Source organism: Nocardia sp. Tas62D01, from assembly GCF_055232035.1.
This window is the reverse complement of record NZ_JBUYUZ010000001.1, coordinates 919,300-946,183: the sequence shown is the minus strand read 5'-3', so window position 1 is coordinate 946,183 and position 26,884 is coordinate 919,300. Positions and strand designations below refer to the sequence as shown.

The window sequence follows — 26,884 nt, the reverse complement described above, 5'->3', positions numbered from 1 at the left end:
GTTCTGCGTCATTGGGAGCGCGATTCGAGAGGAGTTGTCGTCAAAGTGGTTTTCAGTCGCATGTTGTGATATGTCGTGATGAACTTTTCGATGCCGACTTCGGAGGCACGAAGTTCGCACCGTCGCGATCGAAGTCGTGCCTCCTGTCGATGACGAACTGCTCTACGGTCATGGGGGAGCGATTGCCGATGACCTCGATGAGGTTATTCGTGCCCTGGAAGATGCCGTTCTGGTAGTCGATGGCGACATTGCTCAGGTGCTGGATCAGGTGGGACGACACCCCCAGGGAAGCCAACCCGTCCGCGAACTCCTCGACGCTGATGGGTTCGTACGTGACGGGGATCCTGAGTGCTCGCGAAACCGCCTTGGCGATCCCGTAGTGGTCCATCTCAACCGGGCCGTGCAGAGGATATGCCTGGCGATCGTGCGGCTCCGGCTTCTCGAGGATGGCGGCGATCACGTATGCCTGATCAATCCCGGCGACGGGAGCGTGACGGCCGTTTCCGAACGGCAGGCGGAGCACGCCCTCGTCTCCCTGGCGGCCCCACCACCAGCTGATCGCACGGTGGTTTTCCCCGTGTTCCCCGTTGCGCCGGTGATCAGGAAGGGCGGTCATCGTTCTTCGTCATGTTCGTCGGCCTCCTTGCGAATCGTGCCTGCCCGCGACCGGGGAATGGTGCGCAGCTCAGGAAGGCGCCGGGCGGGCGGCTGGAGTGTTGTGGCAGGGTGGCCTGCGACCTGCGCGAGGCTGGCGCCCTCCAACGCCTGGTCCAGGCCTTTCCGCGAGATCAGGGCGACACCTGTGGGCAGTGCCGCGGGGACGGCCTCATGTCGGACCGCGGTCAGCTTCTGCACCACCTGGGAGCCGATCCGTCCGGTACCGCCGATGACTATGAGCTTCATGGTTCTCACCCTTCACGGCGTGTCACCCGGGCATGCCGGGGGTTCATAGAGGTCGATTGCACTGATGTCCGAAGTCGTGTTCACTGCGGCGGCCCGAAGTCGATCCCGCCCATTCCCGCGGCCGTGGGCACGAGCGGTCGACTACCTTGCCGCGTCTACAGCATCCCACCAGCAAACAGGTGGCGGAATGTGTCTGTCAGAAGTCGATGAATTCGAGCCCTGCGGCGTCATGTTGGGGTCAACCTCAACGCCGCGTGCTCCGCAGTGGCAAGCTGCGTCAGGTTGGAACCCGTAGAGGGCTTTCTGACGTCTGCCTGTTGGGTTTCTCAGGCTTCGATACCGGTACAGCGTTCCCGTCGCCACGCTCGTCTCCGCCGATCCGGCACCGCGGCCTGGGAGGTCTAGCTAGGCGTATATGGCTCGGCGTCCAGGACGTACTCGAGGCCTCTGATCTGGTCGGCTCCCTCTTGTGTGAGGAGGAGATGACGACGCGGTCGGCGCCGCAGAGCTGGACGACTTCGGCGTCGGTGGTTTCCAGCCGGTCGAAGAATTTCCCCCGAATCCCTGGCGGAGTCGCGGTGTCGCCGAGGATGAATGGATCGAGCCGGACCAGGTCGGTGTGGCGTCGCGCTGGCATAGCGCTCTCCTTCAGTCGTCCGGGGTAAGCGGTGCATGCGGAGTTGTCCGTCATGTGCTGGGCACCGTCGGGGCACGATGTTCGTTGTGCGGCCGGGAGACCGGTCTTGTCACGGCGATGCAAGGCGAGATCTGGTGTCGCCGGTACCGGCCGGCCACCGTCATGCTGGCTCTGGGTACAGCATGCGGTCAGCCGGCGCCCGCATCGGACATGCGGGTGTTCGCCATTCTCGGCACGAAGGTCAAGTCGGTCGGGCGCACCAGCGCCAGGTCCTCCAACAGGGTCGACAGGTCGCTCTTGGCGGCGAAATAGACCGTGCCGCCGCGGCCGAGCGATCCATACACGCAACTCTGGCGAATTCTTCTGCCTACGTGTCGAATTCGTGGAGCGGTGATGTCGACGGTGTCAATTGCTGCGGTGCGAGCTGAAGAGCAGCCGGATCAAGCACGTGCAAATCGCGGTATTCGAGCGAGTCGGGCGTCACCACACCAGTTCGGTGCCCGCTGCCACCATGTCCGGCATGGCGGATAGGTCGAACTTATTGTGGCACCGTCAACCTACCCCGCTTGTGGCGGGTAAGGTCATCCTTGATCATCGATGAGTTCGCAGCATTGGTGAAGGTTTCTCCCCGTGCGCATCGCGGTGGCGTCGACGGCCGATCGATCGCGGGCTGTCGGTTGTGTAGCCTCGCGCGTGACGTACTCACACTGGAGACGCTGCGCAACAGTAACGTAAGGATTCTCGTCTGGCTTGCGAAAGGGAACCGATGGGTACCAAAGCAACGGTCGCGTCGTGTTTGATGCGAGTCTCCGACGTGAATTTCTACTGTGATGTGTTCGGATGCCGTGTATCGATTCACGAACCGGGCGCGGCGCTTCTCTTGACGCCCGATGGCTTCCAGATGTACTTACGCTCGCATGAGGCGATCAAAAAGCGCTGCATCGGCTATATCGGCGTCGAGCAGATCATTTGGTCCGTCAGCAGCGATGAAGAACTGCAGCGGATCGAACAGCGGCTGCGGGCCCACTACCCCAGTACGTACTCGGACACGCTGAACGGGATCAGTTTCGTCGCTGGCGCCGACCCGGACGAAATTCGCGTGCTGGTCGCCTACCCGTCTCCCGAACAGCTTCCGCGGGAGGTCATCGACGAACGGTTTCGGTGACGGCCGCTGGCGGCTCGTTCATTACCCGGCGGCAGCATCAGCGCGTCCGAAGGCACGAGTTCGTGGCGGATTCTCCCCGCTCGGCGGCGGCTACAACGAGGACCACGAAGCTACCGCCGGACCATATAGACAGCGAACCGAAAAGGGAGGCGCGGAATGGAGAAGATGTCGTTGACGGCCTTGGCGCGCGAGCAACTTCAGGTGGCACGTACTGCGTCGAGTGGCCGCCGTGCCCAGACCGTGTACGGCGGGCACGAGCATGTGCTGCGCCAGACCCTGATCTCCATCGTCGCCGGTCAGGCACTCGAGGAGCGCGATAGCCCAAGGGACGCGACCGTCTACGTGCTCAACGGGCGTGTCCGGTTGATCGTCGGCCACAACTCGTGGGACGGCATGGTCGGCGATCTGCTGATCGTGCCCGACTCCTGCCACACCCTCGAAGCGCTGGTGGATGCCACCGTGCTGCTCACCGTCGGCATGCACATCCCCGCCGAGCCAGCGGCTGACGACCACCCACATCGGATTCGACGGTGCGGCTCATGACAGAAGAACACACGACCACGACACGTTCGCGGGCATCCGGCAGGCCACCTACCATGAGGTCCACATTCCCGGCGCCCGGGTCGAGCTACAGGTTCCGGGTGCGCAGCTGTCGAGTGCGCGACAGTTGACCCTTGTCGGGTGCTACCCACCCGAGCCGGCAGCACACCTCACCGGAGGACTGACGGTGCCGATGCTCGACGACGTGCTGAGGTCGGCCCGAGACCTTGCCGGACTGTGACCAGTCGGGTCCGCGCGCCGATCGCCCGAAACCGACAGTATGAGCAACCGCCGGGAGTGCCATGTCGACCGTTTACACCACCGGCCACTCCACCCACTCCGTCGAGGAGTTCATTGGGCTGCTGAAGCATTTCGACATCGGTCTGGTGGCAGACATACGAACGGTGCCCAAGTCCCGGCACAACCCACAGTTCCACATCGACCGGCTCGCGCGGTCGCTGGCCGCGGCCGGTATCGACTACCGGCCGCTGCCGGGGCTCGGCGGACTACGTAAGCCGGCAAAAGATTCGATCAACACCGGATGGCGCAACACGTCCTTCCGCGGGTACGCCGACTACATGCAGACGCCCTCGTTCGAGGAGGCGATCGAGGAGCTCATCGCGCTGGCCGCGGACCGCGACCGTCATCATGTGCGCTGAGGCCGTTTTCTGGCGGTGCCACCGTTGCCTCGTTGCTGACGCGCTGCTCGTGCGTGGCGTCGATGTCCAGCACATCATGGGCGCGGCAACGCTCACGCCGGCAGCGATGACAAGCTTCGCGAAGAACTCGACTGGCCACGTCGTCGCGCGGATAGGCGGGATTGAAATCACGCCGGCCACGACGGGTGCATTGATCTACACCGCCTTGGTTGTCGTAGCGATCAGCTTCTGGGGTTTGTTGGCATACGAGACCTTCACGGTTCTCGCGGTCATCGTTGCGCCCGGCCTCCTGGATCTGAGTGCCTTTTCGCGATTGGGCGGACTGCCGGGACGACCAACATTAGACGAGGCTAGGTCAACGATTCTGCATAAGACCGAGCGTCAAGGGCTTCCAGGGTGGCGATCTCAGCGTCGTCAATTGCCATCAAGGCGTAGTCGATCGAAGCCGAGGCATAGCCCTCCGCGTCATCGGCTCGGCGATTTGCGACATTCAGGTCGTGAGTGTCTTTCTTGGTCGCAATAGTGTTCTTGATTTTCTCGACCCGCTTGTTATGCTCCGTCTGGAGTGTTTCCCAGTCGGAAGCCGCGGCAGCCTTCCTCGCTGCGACATTCGTCTTGAATTTATCCTGCCTGACTTTTGCCTCCGCTTTGGCGGAGTCGATAGCGGCATCCATTTTCTTCTCAGTTTCTTTCTGAGCCGCCGCTATCTCCTTCTCCGCGTGCGCTGCATGGTCTTTAAGTTCTTGCACCTTTTCCGAAATCTTCGTCATGATCCTTTCCTTTCTTTTCCTAACATATCCACAAATACTATTATAGCTCGTAGTGCACTTGAACGACAAGATGAGACGAATGTGTATCTCGAATCCCGTATACCGCCGGGCAAGGGAAAGGAAAATTGTAATTGGTCACGGTCTGGCCGGCGTGGCGTCGTGTCTGGCGTATTGCGTTGTGGCACAGTGTGTTCATGCCGCAGCCGACCTATGAGCGACTTGCCGAGTTGGTGGTTGCACAGGTTGCGGAGATAGCCGCGTTGAAGGCCCGGATCGTTGAGCAGAACACCGGTATCGCGGAGCTGGAACGCCGGCTGAGTATGAACTCGAAGAATTCGTCGAAGCCGCTGGGTAGCGAGGGCTGTGCAAGCCGTCGCCGAAGTCGCTGCGTCAACGGTCGGGCCGCAAGCCGGTGGCCAACCTGGCCTTGGGGGCCGCAGCCTGCGGCAGTCGCACTCGCGATGGTCGTCCTCGCGATCCTCACGACCGCGGCCCTGAAATGGCTACAACGCCGTGCCCCTACACCACCGATACAGCTCGCGCCCGTCATCGACGCCACCGAGAAGGACCGCTGGCGGATGCCGCCGCTGACCCTGCTCGAACCCGTAACCTGGTCGGCCGGAACAAAACTCGGGATGCTTGCCCTGCGCGGCTACCTCATCGTCGGCGCCATCCTGCTGCTGGTCAAAGCCATCCAACTCGGCCGCGGCTGACCGATGAAAGCTCGCACGCCAGCCGGCTGACAAGAGCCCGTATCGCGCGACCAACCTGCCGGACCCTATCGTTTCCGCCGACGACGGAGGCGCTCAGACCACCTTGGATTGGACCGACCGCGACCAGCACTCCCACGCCGACTGCTGACCACAACCCAAACCGTTACCGCCAGAAGTATGACGATGAACAGTCCCGTCCCGATCCATACGCCGGTCTGGCTATATGCCGGTACATCAGGGGTCTGCGAAGAGCTCGCCGCCAGTCCAGTGGCGAGTTCGGCGGACAATCCCACGACCATGGAGGCGATGACGGCACCTTCCTGACAGAGTTACCGGCCAGTGCGATCAGCGAGGTGTGCGTTATTTATCCTGACACCGCCTGCAGGCCGCTTGTACCCAATCACCATCAATACTGTTCACCGTCATAAAGCCACGGTAGGCCTGTACCCCGGTATCGGTTGCAACCCCGAATCGAACCCCAAATGTCTGTTGCTCACCGACCAGCGTGACGCGACCGCGGCACCAGCTGTCGGTGCGCAGTTGGGTGATCGAGTCGAAGTAGAAGACCGGGGTGCGGTCCAGTTTGTCAGCCAGCGGTCCACCTGCGGTGCAAGCTCGGCGAATGCCTCGCGGAGCATCTCTTTTTGCCGGGCGGTGTCTCGGAGGTGGTAGTCGAGCGGTTCCTGGGTGCGGAACAGAAACGGTCGGTCCGACCGGATGCGACCAGCGAGCCGCGTTGTCCGGTCGTGTGAGGCTAACCGACCGGTGGTGTTGGTCTTCCGGTAACCAACACGTTGCCTCGGCTGAATCTAGGAGTTTCAGGCTCGTCCAAGTGCCGGCTGCTGAATATGCCGCGGCGCCCCGACTCGAGGAGCAACCGATCCCATGTCCCCCTTCACCAAGCGCGTGCTGATCGCGCTGGCCGTGACCGCGTCGGCCACCCTCTCCGTTGTCGGCTGCAGCAGCAGCTCGTCGACCAGCGCGAACGGCGGCACCCGCAATCCGGACACCCTGGTGTTCGCCGCGGTACCGGCCGAGGAGTCCAGCGCGCTGGAGCAGAGCTACAAGCCCATCACGGATCTGCTGGCGAAAGAGACCGGTAAGAAGATCAAGTTCCAAAAGGCCACCGACTACGCCGCCATTATCGAGGCGCAGCGCGCCGGCAAGGTCGACATCGCCCAGTACGGGCCGTTCTCCTATGTGCTAGCCCGCACCTCGGGTGTGAAGACCAGCCCCGTTGCCGCGCAGGTCACCGCCAAAGGCGCCATCCCTGGCTACTACTCCTACGGCATCGTGCCGACTGGGTCGCCGATCAAGGATCTGGCCGGGTTCAAGGGCAAGAAGGTGTGCTTCGTCGACCCCGCTTCCACCTCCGGCTACCTATACCCCAAGGCCGCATTGATCAAGGCCGGAATCAACCCCGATCGTGACATCACCCCAGTGATGGCCGGCGGGCATGATGCCTCCGCCCTGTCGGTGGCGCACGGTCAGTGCGACGCCGGGTTCGCCTCGGACTCCATGGTCGACCACACCCTCATCGACAAGGGTCAGCTGGCCCCGGGCCAGCTGACCGTGGTGTCGAAGTCGGATACCATCGCCGGCAACCCGGTGGCGGTGTCCGATGATCTGGATCCTGCGCTGCGCACCGCCATCACGAAGGCGTTCCAGGACAAAGCCAACGTGGACTATCTGAAGGCCAACGGATTCTGCGCCGACAAGTGCACCATCGGCGACTCGACGGTGTGGGGCTATGCGCCGGTGGACGATTCGTTCTACAACGGCATCCGCGCCGTGTGCGACGCGACAAAGGACAAGCAGTGTCTGCCGTCGTAACCTTCGACCGGGTCACCACCCGGTTCGGGGATGTTATTGCGCTGAACGATGTTTCGTTCGAAATGTCGGCGGGCGAGATCACCGTGCTGTTGGGTTCGTCCGGTTCCGGGAAGTCCACGCTGCTGCGGCACGTGGACGGCCTGCAGCCGGCGGGCTCGGGCGTGGTGCGGGTGCTGGGCACCGAGCTCGCGGCCGCGCGCGGACGGCGTCTGCGGCACTTGCGACGGCGCATCGGTTTCGTATTCCAGCAGTTTCATCTGGTCGGCAGGCTGAGCGTGCTGGAGAACGTGTGCACCGGCGCGCTCGGTCGGCTGCACGGGCCTCGGCTGGGCCTGATCTCCTATCCGCGCGCTGTGCGGCGTGAGGCACTGCGGCATTTGGATCGGGTCGGCTTGGCGGACAAGGCTTTTCACCGCGCGGACACGTTGTCCGGCGGCCAGCAGCAGCGGGTCGCGGTGGCGCGGGCGCTGATGCAGCATCCGGACGTGCTGCTCGCCGACGAACCGGTCGCTTCCCTGGACCCGGAGTCGGCATCCCAGGTGATGGCGCTGATCCGGGAGATCGCCGCCGAACGCGGCCTCACCGTCCTGTGCAGCTTGCACAATGTGGACCTGGCGCTGTCCTGGGCCGATCGGGTGATCGGTCTACGTTCCGGCCAGGTCGTGCTCGACAGGCCGGCCGCGGAGCTGGATCACTCCGCGGTGCTCGCGCTCTATGCCGGCCAGGCCGGTTCCACCGCGGCATCCGTGGTGGCCGCGGCGACTATGCCGACCTACGCGGCGGTGCGGTGAGCCGACGATCCCAGCGGATGGCGTCGCCGGGTCCCGGCACGCGAGCGCGCCTCGGCCCGGCCACGGCAGCCGACGGTCCCGTAGGTGTCCCGGAGGGCGCGATGAGCACGGTCGACGCATCCCGGGCGACGACGGCCGCGCAACCGGCATCCGGCGCCGGCCGGACGCTCGTGCGGCCGAGCAGTACCAGCATTGTCGCCGCAGCCGTCGTGCTCGTCCTGGTGGTGGCGGGGGCGCTCGCACTCGGGAGCCTCGGGATCGATCCACAGTCCATGTCCGGAAGTGTCGGCAACGCAGTCGATTTCGTACACCGCATGCTGCCGCTGGAGTTCCCGCCGATCGGGGAGATCGCGCGCCTGACCGGGCGGACGCTGGCCATGGTCGCCCTCGCCACGCTGCTGTCGGTGGTACTCAGCCTGCCGGTGGCGGTGCTGGCGGCCCGCAATGTCGACCGGTCGTGGGCTGGGCGGACCGGGGCGCGCGGGTTGATCGTGGCCGCGCGGGCCGTTCCGGACGTGGTGCTGGCGATCGTGTTCTTCCGCATTTTCGGGCTCGGCGCGCTCACCGGAGTGCTCGCGATGGGGCTGCATTCGGTCGGCATGGTGGCCAAGCTGTATGCAGATGCCATCGAGCAGATCGACGAGGGGCCGCGGCATGCGGTGCTGGCCTCTGGCAGCGGCCCGGTGCAGGAGCTGATCTCCGGCGTGCTGCCGCAGGTGCTTCCCGCGTTCGTCGCGGTCGCGCTGCATCGGTTCGACATCAACTTGCGGGTGTCGGTGGTGCTGGGTTTCGTCGGCGTCGACGGGCTCGGTTACGCGATCGCCGCGAATATCCGCCAACTGGACTATCGGCAGGGCATGGCATTGGCGTTGGTGGTGCTGACGCTGTGTGTCGTGGTGGAGATCGTGTCCGGCACTATCCGCCGGGCGCTGCTACAGCCGGGGACACCGTCGCGCGCGGGCGGCCGGTTCGCGCCGGAATGGCCGTGGCAGCGCATCCGCCGCTGGTGCTACGGCGCGGTGACGCTCGCCCTGATCGTCGCCGCCGTCCGCGGCGCGGGCCTGTCGCTCGGGCAGATCATCGCCGGTGTGGGTCGCATTCCGCAGACGTTGAAGCTGTTCTGGCCGCCCGCCGCGCCCGGCGGCATGCTGCCCGCCTTGTTCGGCGACCTGTGGACGACGGTGCAGATCGCGCTGGCCGGCACCCTCATCGGCGCGATCGCGGCGCTGCCGCTCGGTGCGCTGGCCGCGGCGAATGTGGCGCCTACACCGTGGGCGAGACGGGCGGCGCGTGGCGCGATCGTGGCCGTGCGCGGGGTCCCGGAATTGGTGCTGGCCATCGTGTTCGTGGTGATCACCGGGCTCGGCGCGCAGGCCGGGGCGCTCGCGCTCGCGGTAGGCGTGATCGGATTGCTCGGCAAACTGGTCGCCGACTCGCTCGAAGAGGTGGATCGCGGGCCGGAGCAGGCGCTGCGGGCCACCGGCGCCGGGCGCTGGCAGGTGTTCTGGTCGGCCACGGTGCCGCAGGCGGCGCCCGCGCTGATCGGGCAGGTGCTGTATCAGCTGGATGTGAACGTCCGGGCGGCGACCCTGCTCGGCATCGTTGGTGCGGGCGGCATCGGCTACGAGCTGCAGAACGCCGCTCGCGTCCTGGAATTCGGCGTGGTGACGACCGTGCTGCTGCTGGTGTTCGCGGTGGTACTCGCGATCGAGGGACTCGCGGCCTGGCTGCGGCGCCTGCTGGCGTGACCGTCGTGCCGGGGCGAATTCGATACAACTGTCTCGAATGTTCACCTCAGTGAACGGCCGGATTCGCCGCAGGGCAGTTGTCCGGACAAGCCGTCAGGACATCGTGTTGTATGTGAAATCCACACGGTATCTACAGATCGCAGACCAATTGGCGGCCGAACTGGCCGGGTCCGGGCCTGGCAACCGGGTGGCCAGCGAACACGACATCGCCGCCCGGTTCGGGGTCGGCCGGGCGGCGTCCCGGTCGGCGCTGCAGGAGTTGGAACGGCGACTGGTCGTGCGGCGAGTGCAGGGTGCGGGCACCTTCGTCAATCGCCGCATCGATTACGTGATCTCGCATCATCGGCGTCCGTCGTGGAGCGCCACGGTGCGAGCCGCCGGCGCCACACCCCGCGCCCTGGTCCGGGTGACCGAGCGGGCACCGCTGCCGCCGGAGCTGACGCCACTGCTGGAATTGCCCGCAGGCACGCCGATGCACCACGTGACCCGGCTCTGCTACATCGATGACCTGCCAACCAGCTGGATTCAGGAATGGATTCCCGTGCAGGTGGCCGCCGACCTGGACTGTGCCCTGCGCACCGTGGAGTCGCTGGAGCTGGCGCTGCGGGAGCTGGGCCGGGTGGAGCCGGTGCGCTCATGGTGCCGGGTCAGCATGGACGTGCCGCCGCCTGCGGTCCCGGCCGAACTGGGCATTGATGCCGGAATTCCGGTGTGGCACGTCGAAAGTGTCAGCCGCGACGCCACCGACGACCGGGTGCTGCTGTTCAGCGAGGCCTGGACCCGTTCCGACGGGGTGCGTGTGGTGGTCGAACTGGGCGACAAACAGCACATCTCCGCCTCATCACCGATCGGCCCGCATCTCACCGACGTCCGTCCCGACAACCAGGAGGAACAGTGACTTCCCCACGGCCGGAAAAGATTCCGGCACCTCGCACCCGCGAGCAACGATGTGCACTGCTGGCCGCTGCCGAGTCGGCCGAGCTGATCGCGCTGGCCGACGTCTGCCTTGCGGATGATCCCGCGGTGCGGGTGCTGGTCGGGGCCGAAACCGGTTGCGTGACGGTGCAGGTTCGCGAACCGGTCGCCCAGGATCGCTTTCTGCTCGGGGACGTGCTTGCCTGCCGTGCCGAGGTCGAGCTGACCGGGGTGCGTGGCTGGGCGATGCGGCTCGGCGACGACCGCGCCGCGGTGCTGGCCGCCGCAATTCTCGACGCCGAGGTGCAGGCCACCCGCCCGCATGCCGCCGACGTGCACGCCCTGTGCGATCGGGTCGCTGCGGCCCAGGTGGTACGCGAACAGCAGGAGTGGGCCGAATTGGCGCCCACTGTGGTGGAATTCGAGGTACTGGCATGAGCGGGGCTGCTGTCGAGCCTGCCAGCATGGTCGTCGACGGGTCCGGGGCGCAGGCCGTGATCGCGGCTGCGGCGGCCCGGCTGCCGGCCCACGCGCACCGAACTTTCCGGGCGGTACTGGATGCTCTGGCGCGGCCGGGGACGGTTGTCCGATTGCCGGAGACCGAGGTACCACCGGTGTTGCTGCCATTGCTGGCATTGGCCGACCTCGGAACCGGGATCTGCGTACTGGATGCGGACCCCCGGTGGCCAGAGGCCGCTCGCATCGCCACCGATGCGCCCGCGGTGGGTGCGGAGAAGGCGAAATTCGTCGCAGCGCTGCGGAATATTACCGGCCACGAGTTGCGGGGGATGTGCCGTGGCAGTGCACCCCGGCCGGAGGCGGGTGCGCTGGTGATGCTGGGGGTGCCCGCCCTCGCTGGCGGCACCCGCACTTGGCGGCTTACCGGTCCCGGTGTGGACGGTTCGGAAACCATTGCCCCGCAAGGGATTCCGGCGGACTTCGTGGCCGCACGCGCGGAGACGGTGGCCGATTACCCCGCAGGTGTCGACGTGCTGCTGGTGGACGGCGACGGGTGGGCCCTCGGGCTGCCCCGCACCACCGTGATCGAGGAAAGGTAAGCACATCAATGGGATATTCGGGTGCCCGCGGCGGCCTCAACGCGATTCTGGCCGCTGAGAAACTGGTGCGGCACAGCCGCGATCACGCCCCCGCGGCGTGGGCCGACACCGCACAGATCATCGCGCGCTTCCGGCTCGCGGTGGACCGGATCATGGGCGAGGCCGGGCTGTACGACGAGTCCGCTGCTGCCGCCGCCTTCCGTCAGGCCGAGGGCGACACTCTGGAGGCGGCGCACCTGCTGCGCACCCACCGCTCCCGGCTGCCGCGCCTGGCGATCAGCGAACCGGTGGATCCGGACGAGATGGTGATCCTGCGCCGCATCGTTCCCGCTTTCCGCAGCCCGGACGGCCCGCAATTGCTCGGCCGCACCGGCGACTACATCGGTCGCCTGCTGGAACGCCCGGACGGTCCACCGGATACCGAAACCACCCCCGCGGCTCGTGCTGCCGCCGCGGACGCACCGCCGACGGCTGCCGCGGACCACGGTCGAGCCGACGCCCCGGATGTCCCCGAGCGACGGGCCGTCGGCGCCGAGGACGGGTCTGGCGTCGGGGCACAGCCCGAAAACCGTAGTCCGCAAAGGTTTCTGGATCTGTTGCGCAAGCTCGACTTGGCCGTCGAACACCGCTGGGAGAACGGCGACGCCGAGCCGGAGGACATCACCCGTACCGCGGTGCGGCCTCCGGCGCCGCGTTCGGCGGTGCTGGCCGCGATGGCGCGGGCCGAGACCGGCACGCTGCTCGGCACCTGGTATCGCTCGATCTTGGGGCCGGACGGCAACATCAACGAGGTCACTCTGGGTGAGGTCCGGCACGGTCGGCTGCCGCTGCGAATCCGTCACCCGCACACCGGGAATCCGGTGACGATCGGCGAATTCCGGCTCACCGAAGCGGAGGCGATCGAGGACCTCGACGGGGCAGACGAGGACCGCGCCCGCTTCGACGTCGGGTACGGCTGCTGCTTCGGGCACAACGAGCGCAAGGCCATCGCCATGGCCAATCTGGACATCGCCAACCGGCGTTTCGGCCGATCCGGGCCGCTGGAGCAGGTATTGCTGCTCACCACCGACGGCCTGGACTCCAGCGGCTTCCTGGAGCATCTGAAGCTGCCGCACTACGTGACCTTCCGATCCATGATGGACCGCAAGCTGGCCATGCGTGCTGCGGCCGACGCCGGAGAGCCCGTCCGCGTCACCGAACCGACCGGAGCGGACTGTCGATGACTACGACCATGGAAACAACCGCCCAGCAATCCAATTCGAAACTGGCCGCGCTGCTGGACGGTGCCGAGCAGAGCATCGGAATTCTCGACGAGAGCGGCAAACGAGAGATCCGCCGTGCCGTGCTGGCCGCGGTGTGCGTGCCCGGCTACCAGGTGCCGTTCGGCTCCCGCGAGATGCCGGTGGCCCGCGGCTGGGGGTCCGGGGGCCTGCAGATCACTCTCGCGGTGGCCGACGCCACCGACATCGTCAAGGTGATCGATCAGGGTGACGACGCGGGTGTCAACGCCACCAACCTGCGCCGCATGATCACCGCCGCCACCGGCAGCGCGGAGACCGCCGACACCCGGGAGGCGACAGTCGTGCAGACTCGCCACCGCCTGCCGGAGCAGCCGATGACCCGCGACCACATCGTCTCGCTGCAGGTGCCGGTGCCGGAACCGCTTCGGGGCGTGGAGAAGTCGGTGATCGAATGCGCGCGCATGCATGCCGAGGGCGACTACGCCAAGATCTGGGTAAGCCTGTACGAGGATCTGGTGCGCAACGGCGTGATCAGCCGCACCACCGGCTACCCGGCCCTGGTCGCCGGCCGTTACGTGATCGCCACCACCCCGATCCCGCGCTGGGATGTGCCGCGGCTGCACGACAGCCCCCAGTTGCACCTGTTCGGCGCGGGCCGGGAGAAGAAGATCTACGCCGTTCCGCCCTATACCGACGTCGCACCGCTGACCTTCGACGACGTGCCGTTCGAGGTCGAATACACCCCGGGCGCGCGGTGCTTGCGCTGCGGCAGCGATGATGTCTTCCTCGTCGACGCCGGGCCCTCCGGGGGCTACCTGTGCAGCGACACCGAATGGTGCGGCCGCACCCTCGACGGCGACAGCGATGCGGCCGCACACCGGGAAGTCGCTCCGCTGCACTACCTTCCGGATCCCACCCGGCGCGTCCGCGCCGTCGTCACCGACCCGCTGCACGGATCCACGATCACCGAGGGGCAGTCCCGGGGTTCGGCCATGGTGCGTGGGGATGCCCGGCTCGGCGATCGCCCGCCGAGACCCTCTGACCCGCAACGGGAATGGGCGCTGAAAGTGGAAGGCGTCGGCAAAGTGTACGGGTCCGGCGGGGCCGATGCGGTGCCCGGCACCGGGCCCGAGTCCGGCACCGCGATCAGCCCCGCCACCGGCGCGTTGGTGGCGGCGTGGGATGTTTCGTTCGACGTGGCGCCCGGCGAGGCGCTCGGGGTGATCGGCGAGTCGGGCTCCGGCAAGTCCACTGTATTGGCCTGTGTCGCAGGCGATATCGCGGCAACCGCAGGGCGGGTGCTGCTGGCGGGAGTCGGAGACGGGGCGACCGACCTGTTCGGGTTGCCGGCCGCTCAGCGGCGGCGGCTGCGCGTCGCGGATATGGCTGTGGTGTACCAAGATCCGGCGGCCGGGCTGGATCTACGGGTCACCGCCGGCGGCAACATCGCCGAGCAGCTCACCGCGGCCGGCTGGCGCAGCTATCACGACATCCGCCGGCGCGCAGCGGAACTGCTGGATCGAGTCGAGGTGCCGCTGGCGCGGATGGACGATCCGGTGCACACCTACTCCGGCGGCATGCGGCAGCGGGTGCAGATCGCGAAGGCGCTGGCCACCGAGCCGGCGGTGCTGCTGCTCGACGAGCCCACCACCGGCCTGGACGCGTCGGTCGCCGCGGGCGTGGTGGATCTGTTGCGTGGCCTGCTCGCCGAAAGTGACATCGCGGCTGTGGTGGTCAGTCACGACTTCGCAGTGATCGACGCTCTCACCGATCGTTCCTTGGTGATGCAGTTGGGCCGGGTGGTCGAACAGGGACTCACCGATCAACTGTTCCACGACCCGCACCACCCATACACCCAGCGGCTCGTCGCCGCGGCCCGGAGGTAGTCGTGACCCTTACCATGCTCGAGGTGCCGGTGCTCGGCATCCGGTCGCTACACAAGAGTTTCACCCTGCACACCATTGACGGGCGGCAGGTCGTGTCGCTGCGCGGCGTCGACCTGGACGTGCGCGCCGGGGAGCACGTCGCCCTGGCCGGGCCCAGCGGCGCCGGGAAATCCTCGCTGCTGCGCTGCGTGAACCGCACCTACCTGCCGGATGCCGGCACGATCCGGCTGCATCTGCCGGACACCGGTGCCGGGGCCCCGGTGGATCTGACCACGCTAGGCGATCGTGCCATGGCGCGCTTGCGTGGCCGCGAATTCGGTTACGTCTCACAGTTTCTGAATTCTCCACCGCGCACCGGCCCGTTCCGGGTGGTGGTGTCGGCGGCGCTGCGCCGCGGCCTGGACACCGATGCCGCCGCGGACGCCGCAGCCGATATTCTGCACCGGCTCAACGTCGACGAGGCGCTGTGGGACGTCGACTGCGGTGTGCTGTCCGGCGGTGAACGTCAGCGAGTCAATCTCGCCGCCGGCATCGTATCCCCGCCGCGACTGCTGCTGCTCGACGAGCCGGTGTCGGCCCTGGACCCGGCGAATCGCGAGGTGGCGCTCGATCTGATCGGCGACCTCGCCCGGCAGGGGGTGGCGGTGCTGGCCGTGTTTCACGACCTCCCGGCAATGCGGCAACTGGCCTCGCGCGTCGTGCTGATGGGCGATGGCCGCATCGTCCGCGCCGGCACGCCGGAAGAAATCCTGGCGGACCCGGCGTGAGCGGTCGGGGTCCGGAGGAGGCAGCGTGCGTTACCACGCAGGGCCCAGGGCTCATGCCCGATGGACCCGGCGTGAGCGGTCGGGGTCCGGAGGAGGCAGCGTGCGTTACCACGCAGGGCCCAGGGCTCATGCCCGATGGACCCGGCGTGAGCGGTCGGGGTCCGGAGGAGGCAGCGTGCGTTACCACGCAGGGCCCAGAGCTCATGCCCGATGGACCCGGCGTGAGCGGTCGGGGTCCGGAGGAGGCAGCGTGCGTTACCACGCAGGGCCCAGAGCTCATGCCCGATGGACACGGCATGAGCGCACGGGTTCGTGCGCGCGGACCAGTGTGCGGGACCAGGTGTGCGCCGGGTGCCGGCCCGGATCGAGTTCGAAAACTGTGGCAGGAGATGGCATGAGCAAGACGGAAACGATGGATCTCACGGTCGGGCGGCCGCCGGTCGGGGCGTGGCCGCTGTGCGCGGCCCCCACCGACTACGTGCTCGGCCACGTGCGGGCGGTGCTGCCGGATCGGGTGCTCGACGATGCGCTGATCGCGGTGCGCGACGGGCTGATCGCCGAGGTCGCACCGCACCCGGCCGGGGTGGCCGCGGATGTGGACGGCAGTGGGCTGCTGTGCCTTCCGGGCCTGGTGGATGTGCACAGCGACGGCCTGGAAAAGGAGCGGCTGCCGCGGCCCGGCGCGGTGCTGCCGCTGGACTTCGCGCTGATCTCGTTCGAGGGCAAACTGCACGCGGCCGGTGTCACCACCGTCTTCCACGGCGCCGCCTTCGAACACAGCAGGCGCCGCGGCCTGAACCGGACCGTGGACGCCGCGGAGGAGATCTGCGACCTGGTGGCCACGCAGGACGCGGCGATCGTCGACCATCGCGTCCTGTACCGGCTGGACGTGCGCTGCCCGGACGGCCTCGCCGCACTGCGGAATCGGATCGCGTCCGCGGCACCGGGTGCGCTGGTGTCGCATGAGGATCACACGCCGGGAATCGGCCAGTATGCCGACCGCGCCTACTACGAGCGCTACGTGATGGGCAACCGCGAACTCACCGCTGAGGAGGCCCGCATCCACGTCGACGAACTGATCGAAGAGCGCGCTGGGCGGCTGGGCGTGCTGGAGGAGGCGATGGCCTGGCTGGGCGACCATGCCCGCTCCGGCGACATCCGGTTGATCGGCCACGACCTGGAGACGGTCGACGACGTCACCGACCTGGTGGCCCGCGGCGGTACAGTCGCGGAGTTCCCGACCACCCTGAAGGCGGCCGCCACCGCCCGCGAGCACAGCCTGCCGGTGGTGATGGGCGCACCGAACGTGCTGCGCGGGTCCTCCCACAACGGCAACGCCTCCGGCCGGGACCTGATCGGCCGCGGCCTGGTCACCGCCATCGCTTCCGACTACCTGCCGTCGGGCCTGCTGGCGGCGGCGTTCGCGGTGGCCGCCGACGGCCTCACCGACCTGGCGGGCGCGATCCGGCTGGTCACCGGGGGAGCGGCGAGCGCGGCAGGCCTGACCGACCGCGGCAGCCTGCTCCCTGGGCAGCTGGCCGATCTGGTGCTCGTCGAGGGCAGCGGTCGCTGGCCCCAGGTTCGCAGCACTGTGAAATCCGCAGTGCCACTGTGAAATCCACAGTGCCGCACTGAAGTTTGCGGATCATCTCTGGGCGTACCGGGCCCAGCGGCCGGGCCCCGGTCCGCGGTCCGGGATCACCGGCATCGGCAGATGACCACAGCCGTCACAGTGGCGCTGTTCGGCAGTACTCGACCGCGCGATCGATCGATGGCTGCCGCTGCTGAACATCCCTACCATTGAAAGGTGTTGTGCCACAGTGAACTCAGCATTGATCGGCTGGCCGGTCCCAGAGCCCGAGTTGCCGCCGGGCGTGGATCCCATACTGGCCGAAACGGTTCGGGCGGCGGCGCGGGCGTTCGCCGACGCGCGGGCCCGGTACGGCCGGGCGGAGCTGTCGCAGAAGGTGGGCATGGGCGCGGACGGCACGCCGACCATGCGGTTGGACCTGCTGGTCGATTCCGCGGTCGCCGAAGTGGTGCAGGCGCACCGGGTGAATCTGCTCAGCGAGGAGATCGGCGTTATCGACAACGGGTCCGCGATTACCCTGGTCGTCGACCCGGTGGACGGTACCGCCAACGCCGCCGCCGGGGTGCCGCTGTCGGCCTTCGCGGGCGCGGTGGTACGCGATGGCGTGATCACCGAATCCCTGACCTGCTGGTTCGATACCGGCCGCTGCTGGCATGCGGTGGCAGGGAGGCCCACCAGCTACCGCACCACGGGTCGCCGCAGCCTCGACGGCGCCGCGGTCAGCCTGCTGCGCCCCCACCCGCACACGGTGCCTGCCTGGCAAGCGGTGACCGCCCGCGCCGCCCGGGTCCGCATCCTGTCCACCACCTGCCTGGAGGCCGCCCTGGTCGCTGAGGGGTCTACCGACGCCTTCGCCGACGCCGGCTCGGACACTCACCGCATCGTCGACCTGGCCGCTGCCCTGCTCCTGGTCCCTGCCTCGGGTGGCGCCGTCCTAGACCTCCACTCCCGCCCCTTCGACATCGGCCCCGACCTCACTGGCCGCTGGTCCGGCATCATCGCCGCTACTCCGGAGCTGGCCGAGGAGATGGTGGACACCATCCGGGCGGGGCTGACGGCGTGATCGGTCGGCAACCGTGGTCCGTCAACGGCGTGGGCGAGATGTTCCGCGCGGCTGCCGGCTACGGATCGCCAGGTGCCCGATCCCTTGCGCCACATGCGTTTTGCCGACTCCAGTCCAGGAACACGACGTTCTCTTTCGCGGTGACGAAGTCGAGCGTGGCCCGGCTGGGCGATCATGTCCCGCTCGAGGCGGCGGGCGTTGCCGAAGTCGAACTTTTCCAACGACTTTCGATATGGAAGCGAGTGGAGCGGATGCGGCCCTCGCCGCCATAGGACTCGTGGGCGGAGAACTCGCGCTGCAGGCAGGCGCCGAGAACTGTTCATGGCTCTTGCTGCGCGAAGCATTGCGACTGCTGCCCGACGTGCTGCGGTTGGTGCGCCGCCTCGCCGCCGACAAGACCCTGCCCCGGGGAGTTCGTATCGGGTTGGCGTTGCTGCTGGTCTACCTGGCGATGCCCATCGATCTGATCCCCGATTTCATTCCGGTGCTCGGTTACGCGGACGACGCGATCATCGTCACCGCTGTTCTCCGTTCGGTGGTGCGCCGGGCGGGCTCGCCGTGGTGCGCGCGCACTGGGCACGCTCTAGTCGAGGCGGGTGGCGGTCACGGCCCACACCGGCAGGCGCACCTGGTTGTTTTTCAGCAACGGCGCAAGGATCTGGAGTTGTTCTTGCATCGGCTTCATTCGCTCAGCCCATCCCGAGTCGCCGCTCATCTCCTTGGAGAGATAGGCGACCGTCTCCGGGCTGAAGGTGGCTCGGTAAGTGGTGGTTCCCAGGTAGTCGATGCGCCACCCGGCCGCGGAAAGCACCCGGTCGAAATTCTCCGCCGGCAAACCTTCGGGCTGAAGGCCGTTGACGTTGTGGCGTCCGACTTCGAACATAAACAGTCGCGCCCCCGGTTTAGTGGCCCGGTGCAGGGCCTGCGCGTACTGGGTCTGGGTTTGTTCGTCGTCGAGGAACACGTGGTAGAACGCGCTGTCGACGACGGTGTCGAACCGATCCTCCAGGCCGTCGAGTTTGGTGGCATCGGCCACCTGGAAGTCCACCTTCACCCCGGCGCGCTCCGCGTTGCGCTTGGCCCGCTCGATCGCCGCTGGCGACGCGTCGATCCCGGTGGCCGAGTAGCCCTTGGACGCGTAGTAGATCGCGTGATGTCCCGGGCCGGTTCCGGGGTCGAGCACCTCACCCCGCACAGCGCCGTAGGCCACCAACTGCTGCACCACCGGCTGTGGGCCGCCAATGTCCCAGGGGATCAGCGCAGGAGCATCCTGCTCCGGCGGCGCGTCACGGTACAGCGCTAGCACAGTACGCTCGATCGGTAAAGTGCTGTGCGGTGACAAGACGTGTAATTCGTGTCGGCGCGCCACGCCCCATCTTCGGGCCGCCAGTTGGTCGGCGGAAAATGGTTGGGCGGGACGACGTTCGGGCTGATAGTGTCCGGGATTCCGTGACACACGCGAGGAGGTGAGACCCATGAACGCTGTAACGATTGGGTGCTCCCCATCTTCTTCACGGTCGGGCGATTGACATAGGTGTCGCCGGGAGCGCCTCCACAAGGCAAGCCCGAAAGGCAACACACTATGCATTTCACCGCGGAGACATCGTCGAACGGTGTCATCGAACGCAACTTCACTCTGGATGAGGTCACCGGCGTGCTCTGGTCGCCCGCATCCGGCTCCGATGGTGCGCCCCTGGTCCTGATGGGTCACAGTGGCGGCCTGCACAAGAAAGCACCGGGAATCCTGGCCCGTGCACACCACTACGTGACCAGCTGCGGGTTCACCGTGGCCGCCATCGACGCGCCTGGACACGGCGACCGGCCGCGAAACGCGCAGGACGAACAGTGGGTCGCCGCTCTGCAGGCTCGGGCGGCAGGCGAGCCGATCGGCCCGATCATCGTCGACTACAACACCTCGCTGGCGGAGCGTGCCGTGCCGGAATGGCAGGCAACCCTGGACGCCCTCCAGGCACTGCCCGAGATCGGCACCGAAGCGCCGATCGGCTACGGGGGCATGACGTTGGGCGTCGCGATCGGGCTGCTGTTGACGGCGATCAAACCCCGGATCACCGCCGCGGCCTTCGGTGGGGTCTTGGTGTTCGAGGCCCTGACCGAGGCGGCGAGACGGATCACCATCCCGATCGAGTTCGTGCTCGCGTGGGACGACGAGGAAATCGACCGCCAATCCGGTCTCGCGTTGTTCGACGCCTGCGCCTCGAAGGAAAAGGCGTTGCACGCCTACCCGGACAGGCATAACCAGGTGCCCAGCTTCGAGGTCGACAACTCGGCCCGGTTCTTCGCCCGGCATCTCGGCCGGGCCGGCATGTCACCGGCCTGACGTGACGGGGTATCGCTGGGCACCTTCAGCAGTCACTTCACCGAACTGGCCGGTATGCCGCCCAGCACCTACCACCTACCGGCGGCGCGCGACGGCGGGGATGCCGCCATGCGTGGCGAAGCAGGTGAGCAGACCGATCAGGAATCGAGAAGCGCCGGTCACTGAGCAGCACTTAGCGTTACTGCCATGAACATCACCACTGATCAGACCTCTATCGAGTCCGTCATCCTCGAGGTGCCCGACCCCGCGGCCGCCGCGGCCTTCTACGCCGCAGCGTTCGGCCTTGGCGACAAGGTGCGCGTCCGCGCCTCGGAGGCGCCGACGACCGGCTTTCGTGGCTTCATGCTGTCGCTCGTGGTGTCTCAGCCGAGCACCGTCGACAGCCTCATCGGCACCGCTCTCGACGCAGGCGCGACGACGCTGAAGCAGGCCAAGAAGGGCTTCTGGGGCTACGGCGGCGTCGTCCAGGCTCCGGACGGGGCGATCTGGAAGGTCGCGACGTCGTCGAAGAAGGACACCGGCCCGGCCACCCGGGAGGTCGACGATTTCGTGGTGCTGCTCGGGGTCGACGACGTCAAGGCGACCAAGCAGTTCTACGTCGACCGCGGCCTGGCCGTGGCGAAGAGCTTCGGCAGCAAGTACGTCGAGTTCGACACCCCACCATCGTCGGTCAAGCTCGCGCTCTACGGGCGCCGTGCCGCCGCCAAGGACGCCGGCGTCCCACCGGAGGGCACCGGGTCGCACCGGATCGTCATCGGCGGCGATATTGGGCCCTTTGCCGACCCGGACGGGTTCGCGTGGGAGGTCGCCCCGGTCTGAGCAAGTCGGTCGGAGGCCGGTCGGTCTGTTTGGGCCAAGCACACAGAACGTTGCTCCGCAACCGTCACGGCCTCGTTATGGTGATCCCAAAATTCTTCTGTACCAACATCTTCAGACGAGAAGCGGTGTCGAGATTCGTCTGGAAGTGGCCTACTGACAGACGGGCGCGGACTGTGCTGGATCAGGTTTGCACGGCCGCGGTCGAACATCCGCACGCAAGGTTCGTGGCCTGATGGCGCAGAGATCATCGGTATGTCCGCATCCCGGAGGTGGCGAGCGAAGAGCATCTTCACCTGCCGGTCGTCGTTGTAGACGATCGGAGCGCCGTGCGCGCCTCCTAGCTCGTCCAACAGCCACTTGCAAAGCTTGTCGATCGGCGGGATGTTCCGCCTCGTCGTCTCAAATTCAATGTCGAGTGCCAATTGAGCGCGCGACCCGCCGAGGTGTTCCTGAGAACCAGGTTTGCGAGCGTTCCATCGCCGCCCGATAAGCTCTGCTCAGCCGTCGCAGGCCATGTACCCGGCCCCCGCCTCGCTGAGCAAGACCAGACAGTGACGCGGCGCCGTGCCGACCGTGGTGCGGCCCAGGCCATATAGGAGGAGAGAAATATGACCAATTCGGCTCCAAATCGTCCCCCATTCCATCTCGCGATGCCAGTCGACGACCTGGACGCAGCGAGGGAGTTCTACGGCGGTGTGCTCGGACTAGAGGAGGGACGGTCCGCGCAGAATTGGGTCGACTGGAACCTCTACGGGCACCAGTTCGTGACACACGTCAGCAAGGGTGCTGGCGGCGAGGTGGGACACAGTTCGGTGGATGGGCACGAGGTTCCCGTCCCGCACTTCGGGGTGGTTCTGACCTTCGAGCAGTTCCATGCCCTGGCGGACCGTCTCAAGGCGGCCAACACCGAGTTCGTGATCGAGCCGTATCTGCGGTTCGAAGGGCAGCCGGGGGAGCAGTGGACCATGTTTTTTCGAGACCCCGCTGGCAATGCGCTGGAGTTCAAGGCGTTTCGTGACATCTCGCAACTATTCGCCAAGTAGCGCCCCAACACGCACGGTCGGGGCGGTCAGCAACCGACGAGCCGTTGTTGCAGGAGGGTCTCCTGTATCGCCGGCAGTGAGATTTTCACCACGCTGACGTCGAGCAGGGACATGCAGAATCACACCATTCGCCACCAACACGACGTCGGCGGCGATCGACATCAGAGACCGTCGCTGGGAGTCCTGCGGTGCTGGTGTTCGCGTTGCCGGATCTCCTTGCCGACTGACTCCTCAACAGCGAGAGGCTGGCGGCACCGCGAGTGCGGCCTTCAGGGAGCCAGGCGTAGATGCTTACGGCGATCGGGCTGGGCTGCGGAGAACCGACACTCATTTAGCTCTGAGTAAGAGGTATTCTATGTGACATGGAGATGGCACCTGAGATCGCAGCCCACACGGAGCTGGTCGGGCGACTGATGAGTGCGTTCGGGCGTTTTCGCCGGCAGGTCTCGCGAGTGGCGGGCCGATCGTTCGATCAGGAGCCAGAGGTAAGCGCCTCGCAAGCGGAGTTTCTGCGCCTGGTCGCCCGCAACCCTGCCATCTCCGTGAAGGCGGCTGCCACGGAGCTGGGCTTGGCACCCAACAGTGTGTCGACCTTCGTCACGGCGCTGGCGAAGGTGGATCTGCTGGTGCGCGAGTCGGATCCAGCAGATCGGCGGGTGATGAGGCTGAGTCTGCCCGCCCGGGTGCAGCACGTGGTCGACGAGACCCGCAGGCGCCGTCACGGACTGGTCGCGGCGGCCCTCGACGAGCTGACTACGGATGAGCGCGATCAGTTGGTCCGTGGGCTGGCGGTCGTCGACAAGTTGACCGACATCCTGCACGAGTACGAACAAGGAAAGCGACGATGACATCGAAATCCGTTGATCCACCGATGAATTGCCCAGCCGTCGAATGCGCGGGCCTGACGCACCGCTACGGCGAGCACATCGTGGTCGATCACCTGGATCTGCGGATCGAGCGGGGCGAGGTATTCGGCCTACTCGGCCCCAACGGCGCCGGGAAGACCACGACGATCCGGCTGCTGAACACGCTGATGCCAGTGCAGGACGGGACGATCCGGGTGCTCGGTTTCGAGGTCGGCCGCCGCGACACCGATATCCGCTACAACCTCGGCTATGTGCCGCAACAGCTGTCGATCGAGGCGGCGCTGACCGGGCGGCAGAACGTGGCCTGGTTCGCGCGGCTGTTCGATGTGCCGCGTCGCGAGCGGGCCCAGCGGGTGGACGAGGTATTGGCCGCGATGGACCTGCTCGACGTGGCCGACCGGCTGGCCGGCGGCTATTCGGGCGGAATGATCCGCCGACTGGAGCTGGCGCAGGCGCTGGTCAATCGGCCCGCCCTACTGATTCTCGATGAGCCGACGGTCGGTCTGGATCCGATCGCACGCGACAGCGTCTGGGCCCGAGTGCGAGATCTGCGACACCGATACGGCACCACGGTGCTGCTGACCACCCATTACATGGCCGAAGCCGACAACCTGTGCGATCGGATAGCGCTGCTGCACAAGGGGAGGTTGCAAGCAGTCGGGACGCCGGCGGAACTGAAGGCCGCGCTCCGGGCCGATGCCACGCTCGAGGACGTGTTCCGCCACCACGCCAACGCGGGACTCGATGAGGACCCGACGACGGAGGGAGGGCTGCGCAGTGTCCGAAGCACACGTCGAACCGCTCAGCGCGCGAGCTGATCACCCGCCCGTGCGGCTGGCGCCGCGCGGTGCCGGTCGGCTTGTCGCACTCGGCTCGCAGATCGCGACATTCGTGCTGGTCGAGTTGCAGAAGCTGCGCCACGATCGCACTGAGCTGGTGACTCGCGCGGTGCAGCCGGTGCTCTGGATGCTGATCTTCGGCACGACTTTCGCGCGGCTGCGCACCATCCCCACCGGGGACATGTCGTACCTGGACTTCCTGGCGCCGGGGATCATCGCTCAATCGGCGCTGTTCATCTCGATCTTCTACGGCATCCTGCTGATCTGGGACCGCGACGCCGGCATTCTCAATAAGCTGATGGTCACCCCGACGCCGCGAGCGGCACTGATTACCGGGAAGTGCTTCGCGGCCGGAGTGCGTGCGGTGGCGCAGGTGCTGATCATCGTGGTGCTGGCGTTCGTCATGGGTGTGCACCTGACGATGAACCCAGCCAGGCTGTTCGGTGCAATAGTGGTCGTGGTTCTGGGTGCGGCGTTCTTCGCCTGTCTGTCGATGACCATCGCAGGTCTGGTGGTGAAGAGTGACCGGTTGATGGGGATCGGGCAGGCGATCACGATGCCGCTGTTCTTCGCCTCGAACGCGCTGTACCCGCTGAATCTGATGCCCGGGTGGCTGCGCGTCGTCAGCCACGTGAATCCGCTCAGTTACGAGGTAGATGCTCTACGTGGCCTGTTGGTCGGTGGCGCCTACCACCTGTGGCTGGATATGGGAGTGATGGCGCTGGCCGCAATCGCTGGGATCGCCTGTGCCTCTTCGCTGCTGGGGCGACTGACGCGGTGAGCCTGCCCGATCGGAGCCGCTGCTGCGAGCAGCACGGTGGCTGTGGCCGGGCCCATTCCGACCGCGATGCGAAATAGACGTCCCGCGACCCCGCGGCCGAGACCCGGCAGGCGTTCCTGGGCGGGCACTTCCCGGTGCCCAACAGCGCGGAGAAGATCGCGGAGGCGATGATTGACCTCGTTGACTCCGGCGCGACTCCTCTCCGCCTCCCGCTCGGCCCCGATACCTACGAAGACGTCCGCGCTGCCCTCACCGGCCGGCTCGCCGAGCATGAGGCTCATCGCGACGTCGCCCACTCGGTGGCGGCCACAATCGCCGGGTGACCGAGACCCGCGTCAGTCGGCGGTCACTGCTGGCGTAGTAGAGAGCGAAGCCCCATCGGCTCGCGGTACCCCCGGCGCAGGCGCATCAGCTTGACGGCCTCGCCGTCGGCCAGTTCGCCTTCCACGTAGGCGAATGCCCCGCGGTGGCGGATGTGCAGGTTCGTCAGTTGCGGCCAGGTGGTGCGGGCGTGTTCGGTCAGCCGCTGGGCAAGTGACAGCCGGGTGTGCTCCGGCGTCGTGGGCATGGCGGCCATCCTGCCGGAGCGGAAATCCGCACTCGCCAAGGAATTCGGCATCAGCCGCGAAACCGTCTACAACTACCTGCGGGCCGAAATTACAGCGGCAGTCACTTGCTGAGTCGGGGCGCGGATCTGGCCGCCCGTCAGCCGGGTACAGCCCGGCGAACCAGCGCTACGACGCCGCCGTGACGAGGTGCGCTTGCAGGCCACGACGTGCTCGACGACCACGCCGCCCGCCGGTCCCCGCTGGTCGACAAGCATCTCAACGTGCACGGCGCTACACCTTCACCGCCAGCGGTGTCGCCCGTCGCCGCAAATGTCAGGCCGGTCATCGGTAGATGCGGGTCAGGGCGTCGAGTGTCTGGGTGATGTGTTCGCGTAGTCCGGCCGGGGCGAGGATCTCGGCGTCGGCGCCGAGTTTGAGAAGTTCGGGAAGTGCCTGTTCAACGGACTCGATCGGGATCGTCACCCGGGTCCAGCCATCGGCATCCGTGGGCGTGGCGGTCCGGTGTGCGGCATCGGCCATGGCTGAGTCCCACAAGTGGGGCAACCGGTAGAAGGCGCTTGGAGACAGGCGGAGGGTCGCCTCGTCCTGGTGGCGGCGCGAGTCGAAGAACTGCAGGTAGTTCTGCCAGTGGTCGGCCAGGTCGAACCCGTCGGGCCGTTCGAACCGCTCATCGAGGACGTGAAGGTCCACTATCCGCGAGATGCGGTAGGTGCGGAGCTGTTCGGTGCCGCCAGCCACGAGGTACCAGTGACCTGCCTTGAGTACAAGCCCGTACGGTTCTACGGTCCGGGTGATCTCGCGGGGTTCGGCCCAGCGCAGATAGCGCATCCGCACGGTTCGGTTGTTCCACACCGCCTCCGCGACCGCGCTCAGGTGCGGCGCGCGGTCGCTTTCTCGGTACCACGCCGGGGCGTCGAGGTAGAAACGCTCAGCGATCCGGCCGGCGCGGTCGCGCAGCTCGGCGGGCAGCGAGGCCATCAGCTTGAGCTGCACAGCGGTCACGACTGCGCCCATGCCAAGATCGGCGGCAGCCGTCGGCAGGCCGGTCAGAAACAGCGAATCGGCCTCATCCGTGGTCAGCCCCGTTAGCTGGGTGCGGAAACCGCCGAGCAGCCGGTAACCGCCGTCGTGACCGGGTTCGCCGTACAGCGGCACACCTGCCGCGCTGAGGGACTCCATGTCACGGTAGACGGTGCGCACAGACACCTCCAGCGTGTCGGCCAGCTCCTGTGCTGTCATCCGTCCCCGGTTCTGCAGGAGCAGCAGGATGGATACCAGTCGGCTCGCGCGCATGCGCTGAAGTTTGCCTCAGTCCACTGACACAAGGTGTCAGTGGAGCTGAAATAGCG

Annotated in this window: 28 protein-coding genes and 5 pseudogenes; 25 read left to right on the top strand and 8 right to left on the bottom strand. The window is 66.8% G+C overall.

The genetic code is table 11. The features are described 5' to 3' along the window. Positions 1 to 52: 52 nt before the first annotated feature. The 3 genes and pseudogenes from ACV7NQ_RS04715 to ACV7NQ_RS04705 all read right to left on the bottom strand — a co-directional run. Entirely contained in the window at positions 53 to 523 is a 471-nt protein-coding gene (locus ACV7NQ_RS04715) for a Rossmann-fold NAD(P)-binding domain-containing protein (protein WP_463358493.1), read from the bottom strand. Positions 524 to 612: 89 nt separating this feature from the next. Further along, positions 613 to 903: a hypothetical protein gene (locus ACV7NQ_RS04710; RefSeq protein ID WP_463358492.1), complete on the bottom strand. Its 291-nt coding sequence runs from the start codon at positions 901 to 903 to the stop codon at positions 613 to 615. An 834-nt stretch (positions 904 to 1,737) separates the two neighbouring features. Beyond that, positions 1,738 to 1,884 (bottom strand): annotated as a pseudogene (locus tag ACV7NQ_RS04705) (hypothetical protein); the annotation flags it as partial. 455 nt (positions 1,885 to 2,339) lie between these two features. Here ACV7NQ_RS04705 and ACV7NQ_RS04700 point away from each other — a divergent pair. The 3 genes from ACV7NQ_RS04700 (at position 2,340) to ACV7NQ_RS04690 (ending at position 3,904) form a co-directional block, all read left to right on the top strand. Further along, positions 2,340 to 2,705: a VOC family protein gene (locus ACV7NQ_RS04700; RefSeq protein ID WP_463358491.1), complete on the top strand. Its 366-nt coding sequence runs from the start codon at positions 2,340 to 2,342 to the stop codon at positions 2,703 to 2,705. Between the two features lie 156 nt (positions 2,706 to 2,861). After that, complete coding sequence (locus ACV7NQ_RS04695) at positions 2,862 to 3,248, top strand: cupin domain-containing protein (protein ID WP_463358490.1); 387 nt, start codon at positions 2,862 to 2,864, stop codon at positions 3,246 to 3,248. Between the two features lie 299 nt (positions 3,249 to 3,547). After that, entirely contained in the window at positions 3,548 to 3,904 is a 357-nt protein-coding gene (locus ACV7NQ_RS04690; protein ID WP_463358489.1) for a DUF488 domain-containing protein, read from the top strand. A 350-nt stretch (positions 3,905 to 4,254) separates the two neighbouring features. Here the strand turns inward: ACV7NQ_RS04690 and ACV7NQ_RS04685 are convergent, their stop codons facing one another. Then, positions 4,255 to 4,674: a hypothetical protein gene (locus ACV7NQ_RS04685; protein WP_463358488.1), complete on the bottom strand. Its 420-nt coding sequence runs from the start codon at positions 4,672 to 4,674 to the stop codon at positions 4,255 to 4,257. Positions 4,675 to 4,868: 194 nt separating this feature from the next. Here ACV7NQ_RS04685 and ACV7NQ_RS04680 point away from each other — a divergent pair. Next, a pseudogene (locus ACV7NQ_RS04680) lies at positions 4,869 to 5,036 on the top strand (DUF6444 domain-containing protein); the annotation flags it as partial. Between the two features lie 843 nt (positions 5,037 to 5,879). Here ACV7NQ_RS04680 and ACV7NQ_RS04675 read toward each other — a convergent pair. After that, positions 5,880 to 6,088: pseudogene (locus ACV7NQ_RS04675) on the bottom strand (FAD-dependent oxidoreductase); the annotation flags it as partial. Positions 6,089 to 6,272: 184 nt separating this feature from the next. Between ACV7NQ_RS04675 and ACV7NQ_RS04670 the strand changes: the two are divergent. From ACV7NQ_RS04670 to ACV7NQ_RS04615, 12 genes and pseudogenes are all read left to right on the top strand, one after another. After that, the gene (locus ACV7NQ_RS04670) at positions 6,273 to 7,220 is read left to right on the top strand and encodes a phosphate/phosphite/phosphonate ABC transporter substrate-binding protein (protein ID WP_463358487.1); all 948 of its coding nucleotides are present in this window, start codon (positions 6,273 to 6,275) and stop codon (positions 7,218 to 7,220) included. Continuing rightward, positions 7,205 to 8,011 (top strand): phosphonate ABC transporter ATP-binding protein, encoded by an 807-nt coding sequence (gene phnC / locus ACV7NQ_RS04665; RefSeq protein ID WP_463358486.1) that lies wholly within the window; start codon positions 7,205 to 7,207, stop codon positions 8,009 to 8,011. The genes ACV7NQ_RS04670 and phnC overlap by 16 nt, the downstream gene beginning before the upstream one ends. Before the next feature lie 101 nt (positions 8,012 to 8,112). Then, complete coding sequence (phnE, locus tag ACV7NQ_RS04660) at positions 8,113 to 9,759, top strand: phosphonate ABC transporter, permease protein PhnE (protein ID WP_463358485.1); 1,647 nt, start codon at positions 8,113 to 8,115, stop codon at positions 9,757 to 9,759. 112 nt (positions 9,760 to 9,871) lie between these two features. Continuing rightward, the gene (locus ACV7NQ_RS04655; RefSeq protein WP_463358484.1) at positions 9,872 to 10,657 is read left to right on the top strand and encodes a GntR family transcriptional regulator; all 786 of its coding nucleotides are present in this window, start codon (positions 9,872 to 9,874) and stop codon (positions 10,655 to 10,657) included. Continuing rightward, complete coding sequence (locus ACV7NQ_RS04650) at positions 10,654 to 11,112, top strand: phosphonate C-P lyase system protein PhnG (protein ID WP_463358483.1); 459 nt, start codon at positions 10,654 to 10,656, stop codon at positions 11,110 to 11,112. The genes ACV7NQ_RS04655 and ACV7NQ_RS04650 overlap by 4 nt, the downstream gene beginning before the upstream one ends. Beyond that, on the top strand, positions 11,109 to 11,732 hold the full coding sequence (phnH, locus tag ACV7NQ_RS04645; RefSeq protein ID WP_463358482.1) for a phosphonate C-P lyase system protein PhnH: 624 nt from the start codon (positions 11,109 to 11,111) through the stop codon (positions 11,730 to 11,732). Before ACV7NQ_RS04650 ends, phnH begins: the two co-directional genes overlap by 4 nt. A gap of 8 nt (positions 11,733 to 11,740) precedes the next feature. Next, complete coding sequence (locus ACV7NQ_RS04640) at positions 11,741 to 12,955, top strand: carbon-phosphorus lyase complex subunit PhnI (RefSeq protein ID WP_463358481.1); 1,215 nt, start codon at positions 11,741 to 11,743, stop codon at positions 12,953 to 12,955. Further along, positions 12,952 to 14,859 carry an alpha-D-ribose 1-methylphosphonate 5-phosphate C-P-lyase PhnJ gene (locus ACV7NQ_RS04635; protein WP_463358480.1) on the top strand — a complete coding sequence of 636 codons (1,908 nt, stop codon included), beginning with the start codon at positions 12,952 to 12,954 and terminating at the stop codon, positions 14,857 to 14,859. The genes ACV7NQ_RS04640 and ACV7NQ_RS04635 overlap by 4 nt, the downstream gene beginning before the upstream one ends. A 14-nt stretch (positions 14,860 to 14,873) precedes the next feature. Continuing rightward, the gene (locus ACV7NQ_RS04630) at positions 14,874 to 15,626 is read left to right on the top strand and encodes an ATP-binding cassette domain-containing protein (RefSeq protein ID WP_463358479.1); all 753 of its coding nucleotides are present in this window, start codon (positions 14,874 to 14,876) and stop codon (positions 15,624 to 15,626) included. Positions 15,627 to 16,020: 394 nt separating this feature from the next. Further along, positions 16,021 to 17,241, top strand: a complete 1,221-nt coding sequence (locus ACV7NQ_RS04625; RefSeq protein ID WP_463358478.1) for an alpha-D-ribose 1-methylphosphonate 5-triphosphate diphosphatase — start codon at positions 16,021 to 16,023, stop codon at positions 17,239 to 17,241. Between the two features lie 205 nt (positions 17,242 to 17,446). Continuing rightward, positions 17,447 to 18,280 (top strand): inositol monophosphatase family protein, encoded by an 834-nt coding sequence (locus ACV7NQ_RS04620; protein WP_463358477.1) that lies wholly within the window; start codon positions 17,447 to 17,449, stop codon positions 18,278 to 18,280. Positions 18,281 to 18,512: 232 nt separating this feature from the next. Continuing rightward, positions 18,513 to 18,874 (top strand): annotated as a pseudogene (locus tag ACV7NQ_RS04615) (YkvA family protein); the annotation flags it as partial. On the opposite strand, the gene ACV7NQ_RS04610 reads toward ACV7NQ_RS04615, so the two are convergent. Next, complete coding sequence (locus ACV7NQ_RS04610; RefSeq protein ID WP_463358476.1) at positions 18,864 to 19,586, bottom strand: class I SAM-dependent methyltransferase; 723 nt, start codon at positions 19,584 to 19,586, stop codon at positions 18,864 to 18,866. The pseudogene ACV7NQ_RS04615 and the gene ACV7NQ_RS04610 overlap by 11 nt on opposite strands. Positions 19,587 to 19,862: 276 nt before the next feature. Here ACV7NQ_RS04610 and ACV7NQ_RS04605 point away from each other — a divergent pair, with 276 nt between their 5' ends. The 8 genes and pseudogenes from ACV7NQ_RS04605 to ACV7NQ_RS04570 all read left to right on the top strand — a co-directional run bounded on the left by ACV7NQ_RS04605 (position 19,863) and on the right by ACV7NQ_RS04570 (position 25,289). Next, positions 19,863 to 20,618: an alpha/beta hydrolase family protein gene (locus ACV7NQ_RS04605; RefSeq protein WP_463358475.1), complete on the top strand. Its 756-nt coding sequence runs from the start codon at positions 19,863 to 19,865 to the stop codon at positions 20,616 to 20,618. Between the two features lie 12 nt (positions 20,619 to 20,630). Then, positions 20,631 to 20,808, top strand: a pseudogene (locus ACV7NQ_RS04600) (AraC family transcriptional regulator); the annotation flags it as partial. Further along, a complete protein-coding gene (locus ACV7NQ_RS04595) occupies positions 20,805 to 21,437 on the top strand; it encodes a glyoxalase (protein ID WP_463358474.1) in 633 nt (210 codons plus the stop codon). The pseudogene ACV7NQ_RS04600 and the gene ACV7NQ_RS04595, both read left to right, overlap by 4 nt. A 608-nt stretch (positions 21,438 to 22,045) precedes the next feature. Then, the gene (locus tag ACV7NQ_RS04590) at positions 22,046 to 22,480 is read left to right on the top strand and encodes a VOC family protein (RefSeq protein ID WP_463358473.1); all 435 of its coding nucleotides are present in this window, start codon (positions 22,046 to 22,048) and stop codon (positions 22,478 to 22,480) included. Positions 22,481 to 22,842: 362 nt separating this feature from the next. Further along, positions 22,843 to 23,328 carry a MarR family winged helix-turn-helix transcriptional regulator gene (locus tag ACV7NQ_RS04585; RefSeq protein ID WP_463358472.1) on the top strand — a complete coding sequence of 162 codons (486 nt, stop codon included), beginning with the start codon at positions 22,843 to 22,845 and terminating at the stop codon, positions 23,326 to 23,328. Further along, complete coding sequence (locus tag ACV7NQ_RS04580; RefSeq protein ID WP_463358471.1) at positions 23,325 to 24,164, top strand: ABC transporter ATP-binding protein; 840 nt, start codon at positions 23,325 to 23,327, stop codon at positions 24,162 to 24,164. The genes ACV7NQ_RS04585 and ACV7NQ_RS04580 overlap by 4 nt, the downstream gene beginning before the upstream one ends. Before the next feature lie 10 nt (positions 24,165 to 24,174). Next, on the top strand, positions 24,175 to 24,966 hold the full coding sequence (locus ACV7NQ_RS04575) for an ABC transporter permease (RefSeq protein WP_463365538.1): 792 nt from the start codon (positions 24,175 to 24,177) through the stop codon (positions 24,964 to 24,966). Positions 24,967 to 25,133: 167 nt separating this feature from the next. Beyond that, complete coding sequence (locus ACV7NQ_RS04570) at positions 25,134 to 25,289, top strand: hypothetical protein (protein ID WP_463358470.1); 156 nt, start codon at positions 25,134 to 25,136, stop codon at positions 25,287 to 25,289. A 23-nt stretch (positions 25,290 to 25,312) separates the two neighbouring features. Here ACV7NQ_RS04570 and ACV7NQ_RS04565 read toward each other — a convergent pair whose 3' ends face one another. Further along, complete coding sequence (locus tag ACV7NQ_RS04565) at positions 25,313 to 25,534, bottom strand: hypothetical protein (RefSeq protein ID WP_463358469.1); 222 nt, start codon at positions 25,532 to 25,534, stop codon at positions 25,313 to 25,315. Here ACV7NQ_RS04565 and ACV7NQ_RS04560 point away from each other — a divergent pair. Further along, complete coding sequence (locus ACV7NQ_RS04560; protein WP_463358468.1) at positions 25,533 to 25,646, top strand: helix-turn-helix domain-containing protein; 114 nt, start codon at positions 25,533 to 25,535, stop codon at positions 25,644 to 25,646. The two genes, ACV7NQ_RS04565 and ACV7NQ_RS04560, sit on opposite strands and share 2 nt — an antisense overlap. A gap of 210 nt (positions 25,647 to 25,856) precedes the next feature. Here ACV7NQ_RS04560 and ACV7NQ_RS04555 read toward each other — a convergent pair whose 3' ends face one another. Further along, a complete protein-coding gene (locus ACV7NQ_RS04555; RefSeq protein ID WP_463358467.1) occupies positions 25,857 to 26,828 on the bottom strand; it encodes a helix-turn-helix transcriptional regulator in 972 nt (323 codons plus the stop codon). Positions 26,829 to 26,884 lie beyond the last annotated feature (56 nt).